A 17369-nucleotide genomic window follows, 5' to 3' on the forward strand; every position below is an offset into this window, starting at 1 on the left:
CATCAACTCCCGTTGCTCCTGCGCCACTCCGCGAACGCCTCGTGGAAACCGGGGAAAGTCTTGCGTACGCACCCGGGGTCGTCGAACGAGATTCCCGGCACCCGCAGGCCGGTGACCGCGAAGGACATGACGATGCGGTGGTCGCCGTACGTCCTGATCTCCGTGCCGGCCGAAGCGGCCGTCCCCGGGTGGATCTCGATCCAGTCCGGTCCCGTCGACACCCGCACGCCGAGCCGCCGCAGGTTCTCCGCACAGGCTTCCAGGCGGTCGCACTCCTTGACCCGCGTGTTGGCCACGTCCTCGATGCGGACCGGGGCGGAGGCGAAGGGGGCGATGGCCGCCAGGGTCGGCATGGTGTCCGAGATGTCGCGCATGGTGACCGTCAGTCCACGCAGTTCGCCGGTGCCCCGGACCGTGGTGGCCCCGGCGCCGACGGACACGTCCGCGCCCATCCGCCGCAGGACGTCCACGAAGCCGAGGTCGCCCTGGAGGGCGCCCGTGCCGAGGCCCGGGACCGTCACCGCGGCGCCCGGGGTCAGGGCCGCCGCCGCGAAGAAGTAGCTCGCGGTGGACGCGTCCGGCTCGATCGCGTAGGTCGTGGCGCGGTAGCCGCCCGGCGGGACCACGAACACGTCGCCCTCCCGGGCCACTTCCACCCCGAACGCCCGCATCATCGCGAGGGTGATCCCGACGTAGGGCGCCGAGACCAGGTCCGTGACCCGGATGCGCAGCCCCCGGCGGGTCAGGGGGCCGAGCAGCAGGAGTGCGGTGAGGTACTGGGAGGACTGGCCCGCGTCCAGCACCACGTCCCCGCCGTCGACGCCCGCCGCCCGCACGGTCAGCGGATGATGCCCCTCCGCCTCCTCGTGCCGCAGGTCCACCCCCAGGTCGCGCAGCGCGCGCGACAGCGGCAGCAGAGGTCGCCTGCGCATCTGGGGCGAGGCGTCGAAGCGGTAGGTGCCGTGGCCGGCCGCGGCCAGGGTGGGCAGGAAGCGGGCGGTCGTGGCGCCGTCCCGGCAGTACACGTCCGCCTCGGCGAGAGCCGGTCCCTGCGGACGGCCGTCCACCTGCCAGGTGTCGGGCGTACGGCCCACCCGGTAGCCGAGTCGTACCAGGCCCTCGGCGAAGCCCTCCGTGTCGTCCGAGCGCAGGGGGTGCACGAGGGTGGTCACGCCGTCGGCCGCGGCGGCCAGGAAGAGGGCGCGGGCGGTGATGGACTTGGAGCCGGGCAGGGCGAGGGACCGCGGGGCGGGCGTGTCGACGGGCATGCCCTCATGATCGCCGCCCGGCCGCCTCCGACGCCGGCACGTCCACGGGATGGACCCGGTCAGGCGCGCCGGCCGGGGCGTGGCCCCCGCTTCCACCGGTCGTCGGGCAGCGGCGCCCTGCGGTCCGTCTGCACCTGGATCTCGTAGTACGAGTCGGCCGCCGTGCCGTGGTACGCCTCGTCGTGTGCGGCCAGCGCCCCGCGCAGGCCTCCGCCCGCGGTACCCCGTCTGCGGACATGACCGGCCAGGGCGGTGAGGAGAGCGAGCACGACGGCGAGAGCTCCGACCACGGCCAGAAGCGGCAGCACAGGACCCATACGGCAACCGTACGCCGGACAAGTCGGCGTCTCGTCCGCCCCGTTGGCCCCGGCACCACCAACTTGCGGAAACCGGGCCGGAGGCGGGAACCCGGCCCGGCCCCCGCTCGTCCAATCCGCAAGCTGCCGGAGAGTCACCGCGGTACGGCGTCGGCCTCGCTGCTGGCTGCGAACGCTGACCAACCCTCTCCTCCGTACTGCGGCCGGCAGCACGCCGTCATCGGCGCGCCCCCCTCCAACTGCGCCGATGGCGGCCCCTTCCTGGTTACTGTGCACTCCCTTGACTGGCAGAAACTTCCCGGATATTGGTGACCCCACGGAAGTTTCCTTCAGCGGATCACCTCCGGAAGGAGCGCACGTGCCCTCCAGACGTACCGTCCTCGCCGCCACGGCAGGCGCCGCCGCAGCCCTCGCCGTCGGCGGGACCGCACACGCCGACGACCACAAGCTCCGCTCCCTCATCTCCCGTATGACGCTCGAGGAGAAGGTCGGCCAGCTCTTCGTGATGCGGGTCTACGGCCACTCCGCCACCGCCCCCGACCAGGCCGACATCGACGCCAACCTCAAGGAGATCGGCGTCCGCACGGCCGCCGAGATGATCGCCAGGTACCGGGTGGGCGGGATCATCTACTTCACCTGGGCGCACAACACCCGTGACCCGCACCAGATCGCCGACCTCTCCAACGGCATCCAGCGGGCGTCGCTGGCACAGCCGCGCGGGCTGCCGGTGCTCATCTCGACCGACCAGGAGCACGGGATCGTCTGCCGGGTCGGTGAGCCCGCCACCCTCTTCCCGGGGGCCATGGCCGTCGGCGCCGGCGGCTCGCGCAAGGACGCCCGCACCCTCGGCCGTATCGCCGGACAGGAGCTGCGGGCCCTCGGTATCCGGCAGAACTACTCCCCCGTGGCCGACGTCAACGTCAACCCGGCCAACCCGGTCATCGGCGTCCGCTCGTTCGGCTCCGAGGCCGGCGCGGTCGCCGGGCTCGTCTCCTCCGAGGTCGCCGGCTACCAGGGCGCGGGGGTCGCCGCGACCGCCAAGCACTTCCCCGGGCACGGGGACACCGCCGTCGACAGCCACTACGGGTTCCCTGTCATCACCCACAGCCGGGAGCTGTGGGAGAAGCTGGACGCCGTCCCCTTCCGGGCCGCGATCCGGGCCGGGATCGACTCGATCATGACCGCGCACATCCAGTTCCCGGCCCTCGACGCCTCCGGCGACCCGGCCACCCTGTCCCGTCCGATCCTCACCGGCATCCTGCGCGGTGAACTCGGCTACGACGGGGTCGTGGTGACCGACTCCCTGGGCATGGAGGGCGTCCGCACCAAGTACGGCGACGACCGCGTCCCCGTCCTCGCCCTCAAGGCGGGTGTCGACCAGCTCCTCAACCCGCCCTCCCTGGACGTGGCGTGGAACGCGGTCCTGAAGGCCGTACGGGACGGAGAGCTCACCGAGGCGCGCCTCGACGAGTCGATCCTGCGGATCCTGCGGCTCAAGTCCAGGCTGCGGCTCTTCGAGAACCCGTACGTCGGCCAGGACGGTGTCACCCGGACCGTCGGCACCCCGGCCCATCTCGCCGCGGCCGACCGGATCGCGGAGCGCACCACGACCCTGCTGGTCAACGAGCGGCGGCTGCTGCCCCTGTCCCGCCGCACCCACCGCAGGCTGCTCGTGGTCGGCGCCGACCCCGCCTCCCCGTCCGGTACGACGGGCCCGCCCACCGGAGTCCTGGCCGCCGCCCTGACCGAACTGGGCTTCACGGCCACCGCCCTGTCCACCGGTACGGCCCCCACGGCGGCCGTCGTCGACCGGGCCGTCACGGCGGCACGCGACGCGGACGCGGTGATCGTGGGGACGTACAACATCACGGCCGCCCAGAAGACGCTCGTCGAGCAGCTCGTGGCGACCGGGAGGCCGGTGGTGGCCGTCGCGATCCGCAACCCCTACGACGTGGCCCAGCTGTCCGCCGTCCCCGCCTGCCTGGCGGCCTACTCCTGGACCGACGTCGAACTGCGGGCGGCCGCGCGGGTGATCGCCGGTGAGGCGGCACCGCGCGGGAGGCTGCCGGTGCCGGTGCAGCGGGCGGACGACCCGGCGAAGGTGCTGTACCCCGTCGGGTACGGGCTGTCGTACGGCCGGTAGGGCGCGGGACGTAGTTCCCGTACGACTCACAACTCGCACATCACCCCGGAAAGGCGCAAAGGACCCCACACGTCTGGCGTGGCCCCGTCGCGACGGTCACGCTGGACGGCGGGGACGGTCCGGGGGGATGGCGATGCGCGGGAAGAGCTTCACGGGGGTGGTGTGCGTACTGCCGGCGCTGCTCGCCGCCCTGCTGACGGGGTGCACCCAGCCGGCCGCCGGCGGACAGGACGAGGCACCGGCGGCGACGGCCTCCGTGTCGCCGTCCGCCCCCCGCGCCTCCGGATTCGGCGCGGTGTTCCTCGGGGTCGACGAGTGCAGTTCCTTCGGCAAGGCCAGCTTCACCGAGGTGCCCTGCACCAGTGAGCGGGCGGCGGCGCGGGTGGTGGCCCGGCACGACGGCACCACGACCGACGGGCCGCCGTGCCCGGGGACCACCGACTTCGTGCTGCACATCAGTGAGCAGAGCCGGATCTCCGACGAGGACGGCGACGGGGCTGTGCCCCAGGGGTACGCCTGCATGCGCAACCTGCAACCGCCGCACCCGGGCGATCCCGGCGGCGGGGGCGGGCCGCGGACCATCGTCGGCGACTGCGTGTACGGCTCGGGCAGCGGGCAGGTCAGGGAGACCGCCTGCGACGGAACGGGCGGCAGGCGGCCGCAGTACAAGGTGGTGAAGGCGGTCGACGCGCGCAGCCGGTGCCCGCTGTCGACCGCCCTGTACGTCCAGCTCGGCGGCCCTCAACCGGTGGGCTGCGCCCGGCCGTTGTGATCCCCGGCCGGGCGCGGCGAGCGGACTACGGACGCAGGGCGGGCTCGCGCTCCACGTCCCGTACGTCCAGCTTCCGGTCGAACTTCGCGAGCGGCTTGGCCTCGGTCACGGCCGTGGCGGACACGCCCGCCCAGGAGAGGATCCTGGCCGTGGCGAACGCCTTCTGGTCGGCGACCAGACCGGCGACGTTCGCCCCGTGGTTCATGCCGGGCGCGGTGAACACGTAGGCGTCCTTCGCCCCCTTGTCGACGCGGAACCGCTCCGCGCCCCACGGGTCGTTCTGGCCGTAGACGTACAGCATGTGGTGGGCGTTGTGGCGCACCCAGGTGTCCACGTCCCGCATGGCGTACGGCTGGAACTTCGTCGGGATGCTGCGCGGGACGAAGTTGCGCGGCGGCTGGTAGCCGTAGCGGATGTACTTCTTCTCGATGTGCGGGAACTCGATCGTCGGCGCGCCGAGCTGGGTGGCGGCCTGGTAGTAGTACGGCGTGTACGTGTCCAGGCCCTGGTCGGCGTAGGCGGCGAAGCCGGAGATCGTGTCGACGGAGTTCCAGATCTGGTCGTCGGTCGCGGTCTTCGCGTCCGGCGGGATCAGCTCGTCGTCACCGCAGTTGGCCAGCAGGTTGTACTGCCAGAAGCCCCAGACGTAGTCGAGTACGACGGCCTCGTACGCCTTGTCCAGGCTGCCGATGGTGGTGAAGGTGAGGCCCTCCGCCGCCGCGTAGTCGGCGTACTTCTTCTCCAGCGGCTCGCGCCGCACCAGGGCCTCGCGCTGCACCGCGTTCAGCCGGTCGCGGCACTCCTTGGTGCCGACGCTCGCGAAGAAGCGGTCGTAGGCGGAGTCCTCGTTGTTCACCACGTCGTTGGGGGCGACGTAGGCGACGACGCCGTCCATGTCGCGCGGGTAGAAGCGCTCGTAGTAGGTGGCGGTCATGCCGCCCTTGGAGCCGCCGGTGGAGATCCAGTTCTTCGCGTAGATCTTCTTCAGCGCCTTGAAGATGCGGTGCTGGTCGCTGGCGGCCTGCCAGATGTCCAGCTTGCTCCAGTCGGCCGGGTCGGGCCTCGACGGCTTGAAGAAGCGGTACTCCATGGAGACCTGGTTGCCGTCCACGATCTGGGTCGGCTCACTGCGGCGAGGCGTGGTGGAGACGTTGTAGCCGCCGGTGAAGAAGACCGTCGGCCGGCTCACGTCCTTGTGCAGCACGGTGATGCGCTGCTGGAACGTGCCCTTGGACGGGTGCCGGTGGTCGACCGGCTGGGTGTAGTTGAGCACGAAGAAGCGGTAACCGGTGTACGGCTTCTCCTCGATCAGGCTCATCCCCGGGACGGCGAGGAGCTGATCCTTGATGTCGGTGGTGGCACCGGTGCCTTGGGCCTCCGGCTCGGCGGCGGTGGCCGCGCCTGCCGTGCCGACCGTGCCTATGAGCACGACCAGCGTGAGGAGCCATCTGAGCGCCTTGCGCATGCACCCTCCCCTGTGAGTACAGATGTGCGCCGGACGCTAGCGGCGCAAGTGCGGTCCGCACCAGGGGAGATGGCGCCTCGATGGGGAAAACCCTGTGAGAAATCCGTGCCTCAGAGCCGGATCCAGCCGTCCGAGTCGTACTTGCCCCGGCCGACCTGGCCCTTCACCCACACCTTCCGCTGCCCGGCGTGCACGGTGACGGGTCCGGCGCGGTACTTGTACTTGTCGGCGTCCTCGACCGGCAGCAACCCGTACGCGCGCAGGTACACCTTCATGTACTGGCGGACCCCCGGACGCTTGGGCAGCGTGATCGCGCACACGTAACCGCGCCGCTTGTAGACCTCCACGGTGCCGGTGGAGAACGGGAACGACCTGACCTTGCGTCCCTCGCACGACGTGGCCGCGGCATGCGCGTGCCCCGGCGCGGCGACCGCGAGCATGCCGGCCACCGCCGTCACGGCCAGCCCTTGCGCCAGCCGCCGTATCGCTCCACTCTTCACAGCCGTCCCTCCCGCAGCTCGGGCGTACAGGTGTACGGACGCACAACGTATGTCGGACGGTTGCACGACCGTCAACGAGACACCCCGACCACCGCGCCTACGCGCCACCCCGACAGCCGGATGTGCTCACGCCGCCGCCCGCTCGTCCTCGCCCACGAACGTGCGCCACAGGTCGGCGTAACGGCCGTTGCGGGCGAGGAGTTCGTCGTGGGGGCCGTCCTCGACCACGCGGCCGTGGTCCATGACCACGACCCGGTCGGCTCGGGCCGCTGTGGTGAGGCGGTGGGCCACGACGAGGGTGGTGCGGCGGCCGGCGAGGCGGTCGGTGGCCTGGTTGACCTGGGCCTCGGTGGCCAGGTCCAGGGCTGCCGTGGCCTCGTCGAGGAGCAGGATGTCCGGGTCGACCAGTTCGGCGCGGGCCAGGGCGATCAGCTGGCGCTGGCCCGCCGAGAGGTTGCGGCCGCGCTCGGCGACCTCGTGGAGGTAGCCGCCCTCCAGCGTGGCGATCATCTCGTGGGCGCCGACCGCGCGGGCCGCCGCCTCCACCTCGGCGTCGGTGGCGTCCGGGCGGCCGTAGGCGATGGCGTCCCGGATCGTGCCCTGGAAGAGGTACGCCTCCTGCGGCACCACGCCGAGGCGGTGGCGGTAGGAGGTGAGGTCGAGGGAGCGCAGGTCGGTGCCGTCGACCGTGACCCGGCCGCCCGTCGGGTCGTAGAACCGGGCCACCAGCTTGACCAGGGTGGACTTGCCCGCGCCCGTCTCGCCGACGAACGCGACCGTCTGTCCGGCGGGGATCCGCAAGTCGATGCCGCCCAGCGCCTCTTCGTCGTCCCCGTACGCGAAGTGCACGCCCTCGAAGGCCACTTCGCCACGCAGGGAGAGGACCTCAAGGGGCTCCTCGGCCGCCTTCGTGGACGTCGGCTCCTGGAGCAGTTCCTGGATGCGGCCCAGGGACACGGTCGCCTGCTGGTAGCCGTCGAAGACCTGGGAGAGCTGCTGGACGGGGGCGAAGAACAGGTCGATGTAGAGGAGGTAGGCGACCAGGGCGCCGGTCGTCAGGGTCGCCGCGTCCACCCGCCCCGCGCCCGCGATCAGCACGGCGGCCGCGGCGACGGAGGACAGCAGCTGCACGAAGGGGAAGTAGATCGAGATCAGCCACTGTCCCCGGATACGGGCCTGGCGGTAGCTGTCGCTGCGCTCCGAGAACCGCCGGCCGCCGTCGCCCTCGCGCCGGAACGCCTGCACGATCCTGAGCCCGGACACCGACTCCTGGAGGTCGGCGTTGACCACCGAGACGCGTTCCCGGGCGAGTTCGTACGCCTTCACGCTCGCCTTGCGGAAGAAGTACGTGGCGACGATCAGCGGCGGCAGCGTCGCGAACACGACCAGCGCGAGCTGTACGTCGATCACCAGCAGGGCGACCATGATCCCGAAGAAGGTGACGACCGAGACGAACGCGGTGACCAGGCCCGTCTGGAGGAAGGTCGACAGCGCGTCCACGTCCGTCGTCATCCTCGTCATGATCCGGCCCGTCAACTCCCGCTCGTAGTAGTCGAGTCCGAGCCGCTGGAGCTGGGCGAAGATCTTCAGGCGGAGGGAGTAGAGGACCCGTTCGCCGGTGCGCCCGGTCATGCGGGTCTCGCCGATCTGCGCGGCCCACTGGACGAGCACCGAGAGCAGGGCGAACAGCGTCGCCGTCCAGACCGCGGCCATGGCCATGCGTGAGACACCGTCGTCGATGCCGTGCCGGATCATCACGGGCAGGAGCAGGCCCGTCCCGGCGTCCAGCGCGACCAGGCCCAGGCTGATCAGCAGCGGACGACCGAAGCCCCGCAGCAGCCGTCGCAGGCCGTACGACTCCTCCGACGTGACCGCGCGTGCCTCGTCGATGTCGGGGACGTCCGTCGCCGGGGGCAACGCGTCGACCTGGGCGAGCAGTTCGGGGGTGGCGGGGGTGCCGGCGAGGGCCGGATCCTTGCGCTCGCGGTCGCCGGTCCACAGCCGGGGCGTCACCCCGCGCTCGGCGTCGAACTCGGCGTCCAGCTCGTCGCGTACGGAGGTGTCCTCCTGCACGGCGACCGGCCGGGCGTGGCCCGGGGAGACACCGCCGAGGCCGTCGGGGTCGGTGAGCAGACGGCGGTAGAGGGCGGAGCGCTTCTCCAGCTCCTCGTGGGTGCCCACGTCGGCGAGGCGGCCGTGCTCCAGGACGGCGATGCGGTCGGCGAGGTTCAGGGTGGAGCGGCGGTGGGCGATCAGGAGGGTGGTGCGGCCCTCCATGACGTGCTTGAGGGCCTCGTGGATCTCGTGTTCGACCTGCGCGTCCACGGCGGAGGTCGCGTCGTCCAGGACGAGCAGCCGCGGGTCGGTGAGGATCGCGCGGGCGAGCGCGACGCGCTGGCGCTGGCCGCCGGAGAGGGTCAGGCCGTGCTCGCCGACCTTGGTGTCGTAGCCCTCGGGGAGCTCGGCGATGAAACGGTCCGCCTGGGCGGCGCGGGCGGCCTTCTCGATCTCCTCCTGGGTCGCGTCGGGACGGCCGTAGGCGATGTTGGCCCGGACCGTGTCCGAGAAGAGGAAGGAGTCCTCGGGGACCAGGCCGATCGCGGCCCGCAGGGAGTCCAGGGTGAGCTCGCGGACGTCGTGGCCGCCGATGAGGACCGCGCCGTGGGTGACGTCGTAGAAGCGCGGCAGCAGGAGGGAGACCGTGGACTTGCCCGAGCCGGAGGATCCGACGACCGCGAGGGTCTCACCGGGGCGGATCTCGACGGAGAGGCCGTCCAGGACCTTCCGGCCGTCCTCGTAGCCGAAGGAGACGTCGTCGAACTCCACCGTCGCGGGCGCGTCCGCGGGGAGCTCCTTGGTGCCGTCCTTCAGGTACGGCTCGGTGTCGATCAGCTCCAGGACGCGCTCGGTGCCCGCGCGGGCCTGCTGGCCGACCGTGAGGACCATCGCGAGCATGCGGACCGGGCCGACGAGCTGGGCGAGGTAGGTGGAGAAGGCGACGAAGGTGCCCAGCGTGATGTGGCCGCGGACGGCGAGCCAGCCGCCGAGCGCCAGCATCGCGACCTGGCCGAGGGCGGGGACGGCCTGGAGGGCCGGGGTGTACTTCGCGTTGAAGCGGATCGTGCGCAGCCGGCCCGCGTACAGGCGCCGGCCGACCTCCCGGAGCTTCCCGGTCTCCTGGTCCTCCTGCCCGAAGCCCTTCACCACGCGGACGCCGCTGACGGCTCCGTCGACCACGCCGGCGACGGCGGCGGCCTGGGCCTGGGCGTACCAGGTGGCGGGGTGCAGCTTGGAGCGGGAGCGCCTGGCGATCCACCACAGGGCCGGGGCGACCGCGAGGGCGACCAGGGTGAGCGGGATCGACAGCCAGGCCATCACGACCAGGGAGATCACGAACAGGGCGAAGTTGCCGATCGTCATCGGCAGCATGAAGAGCAGGCCCTGGATCAGCTGGAGGTCGCTGGTGGCCCGGCCGACGACCTGGCCCGTGGACAGTTCGTCCTGGCGGCGGCCGTCGAGGCGGGTGATCGTGCCGAACATCTCCGTGCGCAGGTCGTGCTGGACGTCCAGGGCGAGGCGGCCGCCGTAGTAGCGGCGGACGTAGGTGAGGACGTAGACGAGGACGGCGGCGGCGATCAGTGCGCCGGCCCAGGGGGCCATGTCCCGGGTGTGGTCGCCGATGACGTCGTCGATGATCACCTTGGTGATCAGGGGGACGACCGCCATGACGGCCATGCCGCCGAGGGAGGAGCCGAGGGCGAGCACGACGTCCTTCGGATACCGCCAGGCGTATCCGGCCAGTCGTCGTGCCCATCCCCGTTGCGGTGTCACGCGGGTGCCCTCCGGTTCGTTCGTCGACCTGATCTACCGGAAGGCACCAACGCGGACGGAAGCGGATTTCATCCCTCCGCAACAGTTCCCGGGTTCAGACCCGGACCCTCAGGTGGTAGAAGCGGGTCGTCTGCACCGCGTTCTGGTTGTCGTCGCTGACCAGCAGGACCTTCAGACGGCCGCCCTGGTCCCGGCCCCTGACCACCATGCCCTCGATGTTGTCGAGGAGCGGGTTCGGCTGGGGCTGCCGGGCCGTCGCGCCCAGGGTCGGGCAGCTCGCGATGTCCGTGAGCAGGGTCTTTCCGATCAGGCGTACGTCCGCCTGGCCCGTGAGGGTCTCCACGCCGCTGGTGTCCGTGGCGTGGCGGGGGTCGGCCAGATAGAGGCGGACCGTGTTGCCGACGCCCGAGGTGAAGCCGCGCTCCAGGACGAGGAGGCGGCCGTCGGGGAGGGCCTGGACCTCGGGGACGCCGAGGAAGGCGGCGTCGGTGCGGTAGGCGTACTGCGCGGCGGGCTCCCAGGTCTTTCCGTGCCGCGTCCAGGTCTGGAAGCGGACGGTCCCGGCCGTGTCGCCGGAGAGCGCGTACTCCAGGGAGGCGAGCAGGGTGCGGCCGCCGTGCAGGAGGGTCAGGCCCTCGAAGGTCTGGTTGGAGGTGGCGCGGCCGGCCGGGGCGACCTGGAGGGAGGCCGGGACGGGGAGCCGGTCGAGGATCCTGCCGTCGGTGCTGTAGCGGCGGATCGACGGTTCGGTCTCGGAGGTGATCAGCCGGGTGCCGTCCCGGTCGATCACCAGCCCCTCGGAGTCCAGCGCGGCACCGTTCTCGTCGGCGAGCGGGACGGCCTTCCTCGGCGCGAGGGTCCTCGCGTCCAGGCCGAAGAGGGCGGAGCGGTCGGAGAGGGCGGCGAGGGAGCCGTCCCGGTCCACCGCGAGCGCGGAGAGGTTGCCGACGAAGGTGCCGTCGTACGTCGTCTTGTCGAGCGCGTCGGAAAAGCGGTCGAGGGAGACGGACGGGGAGCAGGCGTGGCTCACCGGGGCCGAGGCGACGGCGGGCCCCGCCGTCAGGCAGGTCGCCGCCGCCAGGGCCGCGGTGGTGGTCGCGAGTACGGTTCTCAGCTGCATGCGCGTCACCGTAGGACGGGCCGGTGACGCGCGGGAGTCCGGCAGGCGTCGGCTCAGCTCGCCGCGAGGTCTTTGTGGATGGCCTTGGCGACGCCCTGGATCGTGGTGATGCCGTAGTTCATGGTGCTGTTGCCGTGGGTGAGCACCGTGATCATGTAGTCGTGGCCGCCGCCCGTGAAGGTGCCGACGCTGTGCACCCGCCAGCCGTGGGTGGACCGCTGCAACCAGCCGTTCTTGACGTGCCAGGAGACCCCGGACGGGCGGCCGTACGGTGTGCCCCAGCGCTGCGAGGAGATGACCTGCCCCATCAACTTCAGGATGTAGGCCCGCGAGTTGTCGCTGAGGACCGTGTTCTTCGCGGTGATCAGCTTGAGCAGTTTCTGCTCGTCCGTGACGGTGATCTGGGTCAGGCCCCAGTAGCCGTTGGCTCCCGGCTTGGTCTGGGTCATGCCGGCCGCGGAGAGGAAGCCCTTGATCTTGGTCAGCCCCAGCTGCCGCCACAGCTTGCTGGTCGCGTCGTTGTCCGACTTGGTGATCATGGCCTTGGTGAGCGTGACCTCACGGTCGGTCAGATACCGGTTGTGCTTCTTGGCGTCCCACAGCAGCGTGGCGAGGACGGTCACCTTGACCACGCTCGCCGAGTCGTAGGCGGTGGAGGGGCGCAGGGTGCAGGTGGTCCTGGTCGTACGGTCGTAGAGGCCGACGGCGATCGTGCCCGAGCGGCCGGAGACGGCGGACGTGATGTCCCGCTTGAGTTTGTCGGCGAGGCCCGCCCTGGCGGACGTGCAGCTGACGGTCGGTGCGGCCGCCGCGGCAGCCGGAGTCGCGGCGGCGACGCAGGCGGCCAGCGCACCGGCCGCGATCCATTTCGTGTGCCTGAATATCCCCCGTGTCATGCCCAGTTGACTCTCGGCACCGGGTGAATGGTTGTACGCATGGGGAATAGTTGTGCGATGTGTTACCCCGCCCTGTGCGATTTCACAGGAAAGCGCCAGGTGCACCACAGCCCTCACCCAAACCCCCTCCGCACGATGCCCGGGTGACATCTGCCACCGATCCCCACCCCCACGCCGAGACGGTGTCCGCCGACCGGCCGCCGTCGGCCCCGCCCGCGGCACCCCCGGACCGGGCTCCCCGCTGGTCGCTGCCCGTACTGCCGGCGATCCTGGCCCTGGCCGGCGTCCTGTACGGCTGGAACCTGAGCGGAAACAGCCTCAACAGCTTCTACAGCGCCGCGGTCTACAGCGGTACGCAGAGCTGGAAGGCATGGTTCTTCGGCTCGCTCGACGCGGGGAACTTCCTCACCGTCGACAAGCCGCCCTTCGCACTGATGATCATGGGGCTGTCCTGCCGGGTCCTCGGTTTCGGCACCTGGCAGATGATGGCGCCCGAGATCGCTGCCGCCCTCGGCACCATCTGGATCCTGCACACCTCCGTGAAGCGGGTGTTCGGACACGCGGCGGCCGCGATCGCCGCGCTCGTCCTCGCGCTCACCCCGATCACCGTCGCGATCAACCGGGACAACAACCCCGACACGATCCTGGTGCTGCTCATGGTGGGGGGCGCGGCCCTAGCCCTGCGCGCGGTGCGCACCGACCGTCTGCTGCCGCTGATCGGCTCGGCGGTCTGCTTCGGCCTCGCCTTCAACACCAAGATGCTCCAGGGGTACATCGCCCTGCCGGCCGTCTTCGCGGTGTACGTGTACGCCTCGAAGCTCGGCTGGCGGAAGAAGGCCGTCAACCTGGGCCTCGCGGCGGTGGCGTTGGCGGTCTCCAGCTTCTGGTGGGCCACGGCGGTCTCGCTCGTCCCGGCCGAGGACCGTCCCTACATCGGCGGTTCGACGGACGGCTCCGCCTGGAACCTGATCATGGGCTACAACGGTCTGGGCCGGGTCCTGGGCGGCGAGGGCAACGGCGGCGGGGGCGGTGGCGGGGGCGGCACCTTCGCCGGCACCGCGGGCATCGGCCGGATGTTCAACGAGGTCCTCGGCGGCCAGATCTCCTGGCTGATCCCCTTCGCCTTCCTCGCGCTCGTCGCCGGTCTGCTGCTGTGCGGGCGGGCCCCGCGCACCGACCTGACCCGGGCCGCACTGGTGCTGTGGGGCGGCTGGCTGGTGCTGCACTACCTGACCTTCGCGATGGCCGAGGGCACCATGCACCCGTACTACACGACCGCGCTCGCCCCCGGCATCGCGGCGCTGACCGGCGCGGGCGGCGTCATGCTGTGGCGTGCCTTCCGCGGCACCGACGCCCGCTGGTCCTGGGTCCTGCCGGCCGGCCTCGCTCTCACCGGCCTGTGGGCGATCGTGCTGCTGCGCCGGGCGACCGGCTGGAACACCTGGCTGTGGCCGACTGTCGGGGTCCTGACAGTCCTTTCGGTCGTGGGGCTGGCCGTCTTCCGTACGGCGCGTTCGGGGACGAGGCTCCGGCTGCTCGGGGTCTCGCTCGCCGCGGCGATGGTGGCGGCGCTGGCGGGTCCGACGGCCTACGCGGCCTCGCCGGCCTTCTCCGCCACCAGCGGCGGCATGGGCGGCATGGGCGGCACCAACCCGACGGCAGGCCCGTCGGCCGGGGGCGGCATGGGCGGTCCCGGGGGCCGGGGCGGCCGAGGCGGGTTCGACGGCGACCGGATGCCGGGCGGCACCCAGCAGAGCGGCGGCCAGGCGGGCGGGGAGGTCCCCGAGGGCGCCGAGGACGGCCAGATGCAGCCCGGCGGCGCCAACGGTGAGCTTCCCCAGGGCGGCGGCGCACCCGGCGGCACGAACGGGCAGTTGCCGGGCGGCGGCACGGCTCCCGGCGGCGGCACGAGTGGCGGCACCGGCGGAGGCGGCGGTGCGGGTGGCATGGGCGGCAGCGTCGACAGCGCGCTGGTCTCGTACCTGGAGAAGCACCAGGACGGTGCCAAGTGGCTGCTCGCCGTGTCCAATTCGCAGAGCGCCGGCCAGCTGATCCTCAGCACGCACAAGCCCGTCATCTCGATGTGGGGCTTCACCGGCACCGACCGGGCGATGACCCTCACCAGGCTCAAGGAGCTCGTGAAGAACGGCGAACTGCACTACGTCCAGCTCGGCGGCGGCGGCATGGGCGGCAACAGCGGCCTGAACCAGGAGATCACCAGCTGGGTGCAGAAGAACGGCACGGCGGTGAAGGCGAGCGACTACGGCACGAGCGGTTCCTCCTCGAAGAGCGACCAGTCGAACAGCACCTCGACGATCTACCGCCTGGACCCCTCGGACGTCGGCTGACGATCGCCGGCCGGCTGTCCGTGTGCCGGTGCCGAAGAAGCACCGGCACACGTACAACCCTTGGGCCCCGTCGAAGGTCTCTTGATCGCCGACCACACGTGTCACCGAGGACAACACCCGGCGAACACGGACGGTCCGCACCCCATCGACGCGGATGCCCTCCAGGCATCCCCGCATGCCGCAGGAGAATCCCGCATGCACCAGATGCACCACCGGCACCTGAGACTCGCCCTCGCGACGGCCGCCGCTGCCGCGCTGACGGGCGGTCTGCTCACGGTCTCGGTCACTTCCGCCACCGCCGCCGACTCGTTCAAGGTGGCGAAGGCCGACTTCAACGGCGACGGCATCGGCGACGTCCTGGCCACCGCCGCGGGCGCCTCCGTCAGCGGTCACGCCAACGCCGGCCAGGTCGTCGCCCTGTACGGCAGCGCCGGCACCGGCGTGACCTCGGCCAAGCGCACGGTCATCAGCCAGAACTCCGGCACCGTGCCCGGCACCGCCGAAGCCGGCGACCTGTTCGGCGGCGCGACCGCCTACGCCGACTTCAACCGCGACGGCTACGACGACCTCGCCGTGGCCTCGCCCTACGAGAAGGTCGGCACCGACACCGACGGCGGCGCCCTCGCGATCCTCTGGGGCTCGGCGAGCGGCCTCACCGGCAAGGCCAGCAACGTACCCGACCCTGCCGTGTCCTCGCACGACAACTGGGGCCTGTCCCTGGCCGCGGGCGACTTCGACGGTGACGGCAAGGCCGACCTGGCCGTCGGCAACTCGTCGGCGACCCTCTACGTCTACAAGGGGGGCTTCAGCAGCTCCACCGGGCAGCCGGGCGGCCGCTACACCATCAAGCCCCCGATCGCGCCCGGTTCAGCCGATTTCCCGTACGGCCCGGAGCAGCTCACCGCCGGCGACGTGAACGGCGACGGCCGCACCGACCTGGTGGTCGACGGCTTCGAGACGCAGACCGAGAACGGCTGGAACACCAACTACTGGGTGCCCGGCACCGCCAACGGGCTGAGTGTCGCGGGCGTCAAGACCCTCAAGCCGGGCATCGTCACCGGCATCGGGGACATCAACGGCGACGGCTACGGCGACATCGTCACCGGCGCCGACTGGGATGCCACCACCAGCGACGGCCAGAGCATCCCGGACGCCGCGACGGGCGGCAAGGCCAGCATCACCTACGGCTCGGCCTCGGGCCCCGCCTCGACCACCGGCATCACCCAGAACACCGGGAACATACCCGGCAGTTCGGAGAAGGGCGACAGCTTCGGCTGGGACCTGGACCTGGGTGACATCAACGGCGACGGCTACCAGGACCTCGTCGTCTCCGCCCCGGCGGAGAACCTCGGCAGTGTCGCCGACACCGGCATGGTCAGCGTCATTTACGGTTCCGCGAGCGGCCTCAACACCTCCACCGGCGTGCAGTCGTTCGCGCAGAGCACGACGGGCGTGCCCGGCACCGACGAGAAGAACGACCTGTTCGGTGCCGACGTCAAGCTCGACGACGTCAACGGCGACGGCAAGGCCGACCTGGTCATCGGGTCGTACGAGGACGGCGGCGACGGAGCGGTGACCTACCTGCCCTCCACCGGCACGAAGATCGGCACGAGCGGTTCCCGAGCCCTGACCGTGACCTCGGTGGGCGTCTCCACGTCGGGCGCCGCGCAGTTCGGCGCCCTCTTCGCCAACTAGCCCGGTCCACACCGCCCAGAATCCCGTGAACGGACCCCGACCACACGGTCGGGGTCCGTTTTCGCGTGTCAACTCGCGTAGACAAGGGGCGATTTGCCGTTTCAGGTCACCGAATGGACACGTGCCATCCATTTACACGGCCGCATGTCCATGTCACGCTCCCATCTGCCGCCTCCATTCAACCCGCGTAGATGGGATCCCCTTTATGCCGGCGACACGCATCCGCAGCTGGAAGTCGGTGGCGCTCACCACTGCCGCCGTGCTGGTCGGGCTCGCCGCCCCGGTCGTGACCACGACCCCGGCCGCAGCCACGACGACCGCGTACGACTCGACGTACTACAAGAACGCGGTCGGCAAGACGGGGACGAGCCTCAAGTCGTCCCTGCACACGATCATCAGCAGCCAGTCGAAGATCTCGTACTCCGCTGTCTGGGAAGCGCTCAAGGTCACCGACCAGGACCCGAACAACACGAGCAACGTGCTCCTGCTGTACAGCGGTGTCTCCCGCAGCAAGTCCCTCAACGGCGGTGACGTCGGCGACTGGAACCGCGAGCACACCTGGGCCAAGTCCCACGGCGACTTCGGCGAGGTCACCGGTCCGGGCACCGACCTGCACCACCTGCGCGCCTGTGACGTCCAGGTCAACAGCACCCGCGGCAACCTGGACTTCGACAACGGCGGCAGCTCGGTCACCAACGGCGGCGGCTCCACCGTCGACTCCGACTCCTTCGCCCCGCGCGCCGCGGACCGGGGCGACGTGGCCCGCATGATCCTCTACATGGCCGTGCGCTACGAGGGCGACGACGGCTTCGCCGACCTGGAGCCCAACGAGAAGGTCGGCAACGGCTCCAACCCCTACATGGGCAAGCTCTCCGTCCTCAAGGCCTGGAACGAGGCGGACCCGCCCAGCGCCTTCGAGGAGCGCCGCAACCAGGTCATCTACGACACCTACCAGCACAACCGCAACCCGTTCATCGACCACCCGGAGTGGGTCGAGGCGATCTGGTAGGAACC

At 71.1% G+C, this 17369-nt stretch carries 12 protein-coding genes; 5 read left to right on the forward strand and 7 right to left on the reverse strand.

The features are described 5' to 3' along the window. Window positions 1–2: 2 nt before the first annotated feature. Together aroA and M2163_RS20415 are read right to left on the reverse strand one after the other, a co-directional pair. Window positions 3–1268, reverse strand: a complete 1266-nt coding sequence (gene aroA, locus M2163_RS20410; protein WP_280851366.1) for a 3-phosphoshikimate 1-carboxyvinyltransferase — start codon at window positions 1266–1268, stop codon at window positions 3–5. A gap of 59 nt (window positions 1269–1327) precedes the next feature. Then, on the reverse strand, window positions 1328–1585 hold the full coding sequence (locus tag M2163_RS20415; protein ID WP_280894654.1) for a hypothetical protein: 258 nt from the start codon (window positions 1583–1585) through the stop codon (window positions 1328–1330). Window positions 1586–1943: 358 nt separating this feature from the next. Between M2163_RS20415 and M2163_RS20420 the strand changes: the two genes are divergently transcribed. Together M2163_RS20420 and M2163_RS20425 are read left to right on the forward strand one after the other, a co-directional pair. After that, complete coding sequence (locus tag M2163_RS20420) at window positions 1944–3728, forward strand: glycoside hydrolase family 3 protein (RefSeq protein WP_280851364.1); 1785 nt, start codon at window positions 1944–1946, stop codon at window positions 3726–3728. Between the two features lie 133 nt (window positions 3729–3861). Next, on the forward strand, window positions 3862–4500 hold the full coding sequence (locus M2163_RS20425) for a hypothetical protein (protein WP_280894655.1): 639 nt from the start codon (window positions 3862–3864) through the stop codon (window positions 4498–4500). A 25-nt stretch (window positions 4501–4525) separates the two neighbouring features. On the opposite strand, the gene M2163_RS20430 is transcribed toward M2163_RS20425, so the two are convergent. The 5 genes from M2163_RS20430 to M2163_RS20450 all read right to left on the reverse strand — a co-directional run bounded on the left by M2163_RS20430 (window position 4526) and on the right by M2163_RS20450 (window position 12312). Continuing rightward, window positions 4526–5965 (reverse strand): S28 family serine protease, encoded by a 1440-nt coding sequence (locus tag M2163_RS20430; RefSeq protein WP_280851362.1) that lies wholly within the window; start codon window positions 5963–5965, stop codon window positions 4526–4528. Window positions 5966–6075: 110 nt separating this feature from the next. Further along, entirely contained in the window at window positions 6076–6465 is a 390-nt protein-coding gene (locus tag M2163_RS20435; RefSeq protein ID WP_280851361.1) for a hypothetical protein, read from the reverse strand. A 126-nt stretch (window positions 6466–6591) separates the two neighbouring features. Further along, a complete protein-coding gene (locus M2163_RS20440) occupies window positions 6592–10296 on the reverse strand; it encodes an ABC transporter ATP-binding protein (protein WP_280894656.1) in 3705 nt (1234 codons plus the stop codon). A 94-nt stretch (window positions 10297–10390) separates the two neighbouring features. After that, window positions 10391–11416 carry an esterase-like activity of phytase family protein gene (locus M2163_RS20445; RefSeq protein ID WP_280894657.1) on the reverse strand — a complete coding sequence of 342 codons (1026 nt, stop codon included), beginning with the start codon at window positions 11414–11416 and terminating at the stop codon, window positions 10391–10393. A gap of 53 nt (window positions 11417–11469) precedes the next feature. Beyond that, window positions 11470–12312 carry a serine hydrolase gene (locus tag M2163_RS20450; RefSeq protein ID WP_280894658.1) on the reverse strand — a complete coding sequence of 281 codons (843 nt, stop codon included), beginning with the start codon at window positions 12310–12312 and terminating at the stop codon, window positions 11470–11472. 143 nt (window positions 12313–12455) lie between these two features. Here M2163_RS20450 and M2163_RS20455 point away from each other — a divergent pair, with 143 nt between their 5' ends. From M2163_RS20455 to M2163_RS20465, 3 genes are all read left to right on the forward strand, one after another. After that, window positions 12456–14660: a glycosyltransferase family 39 protein gene (locus tag M2163_RS20455; RefSeq protein WP_280894659.1), complete on the forward strand. Its 2205-nt coding sequence runs from the start codon at window positions 12456–12458 to the stop codon at window positions 14658–14660. A 195-nt stretch (window positions 14661–14855) separates the two neighbouring features. After that, complete coding sequence (locus tag M2163_RS20460) at window positions 14856–16355, forward strand: FG-GAP and VCBS repeat-containing protein (RefSeq protein WP_280894660.1); 1500 nt, start codon at window positions 14856–14858, stop codon at window positions 16353–16355. A 205-nt stretch (window positions 16356–16560) separates the two neighbouring features. Beyond that, the gene (locus M2163_RS20465; protein WP_280894661.1) at window positions 16561–17364 is read left to right on the forward strand and encodes an endonuclease; all 804 of its coding nucleotides are present in this window, start codon (window positions 16561–16563) and stop codon (window positions 17362–17364) included. Window positions 17365–17369 lie beyond the last annotated feature (5 nt).

The organism is Streptomyces sp. SAI-135 (genome assembly GCF_029893805.1).
Lineage (GTDB): Bacteria > Actinomycetota > Actinomycetes > Streptomycetales > Streptomycetaceae > Streptomyces.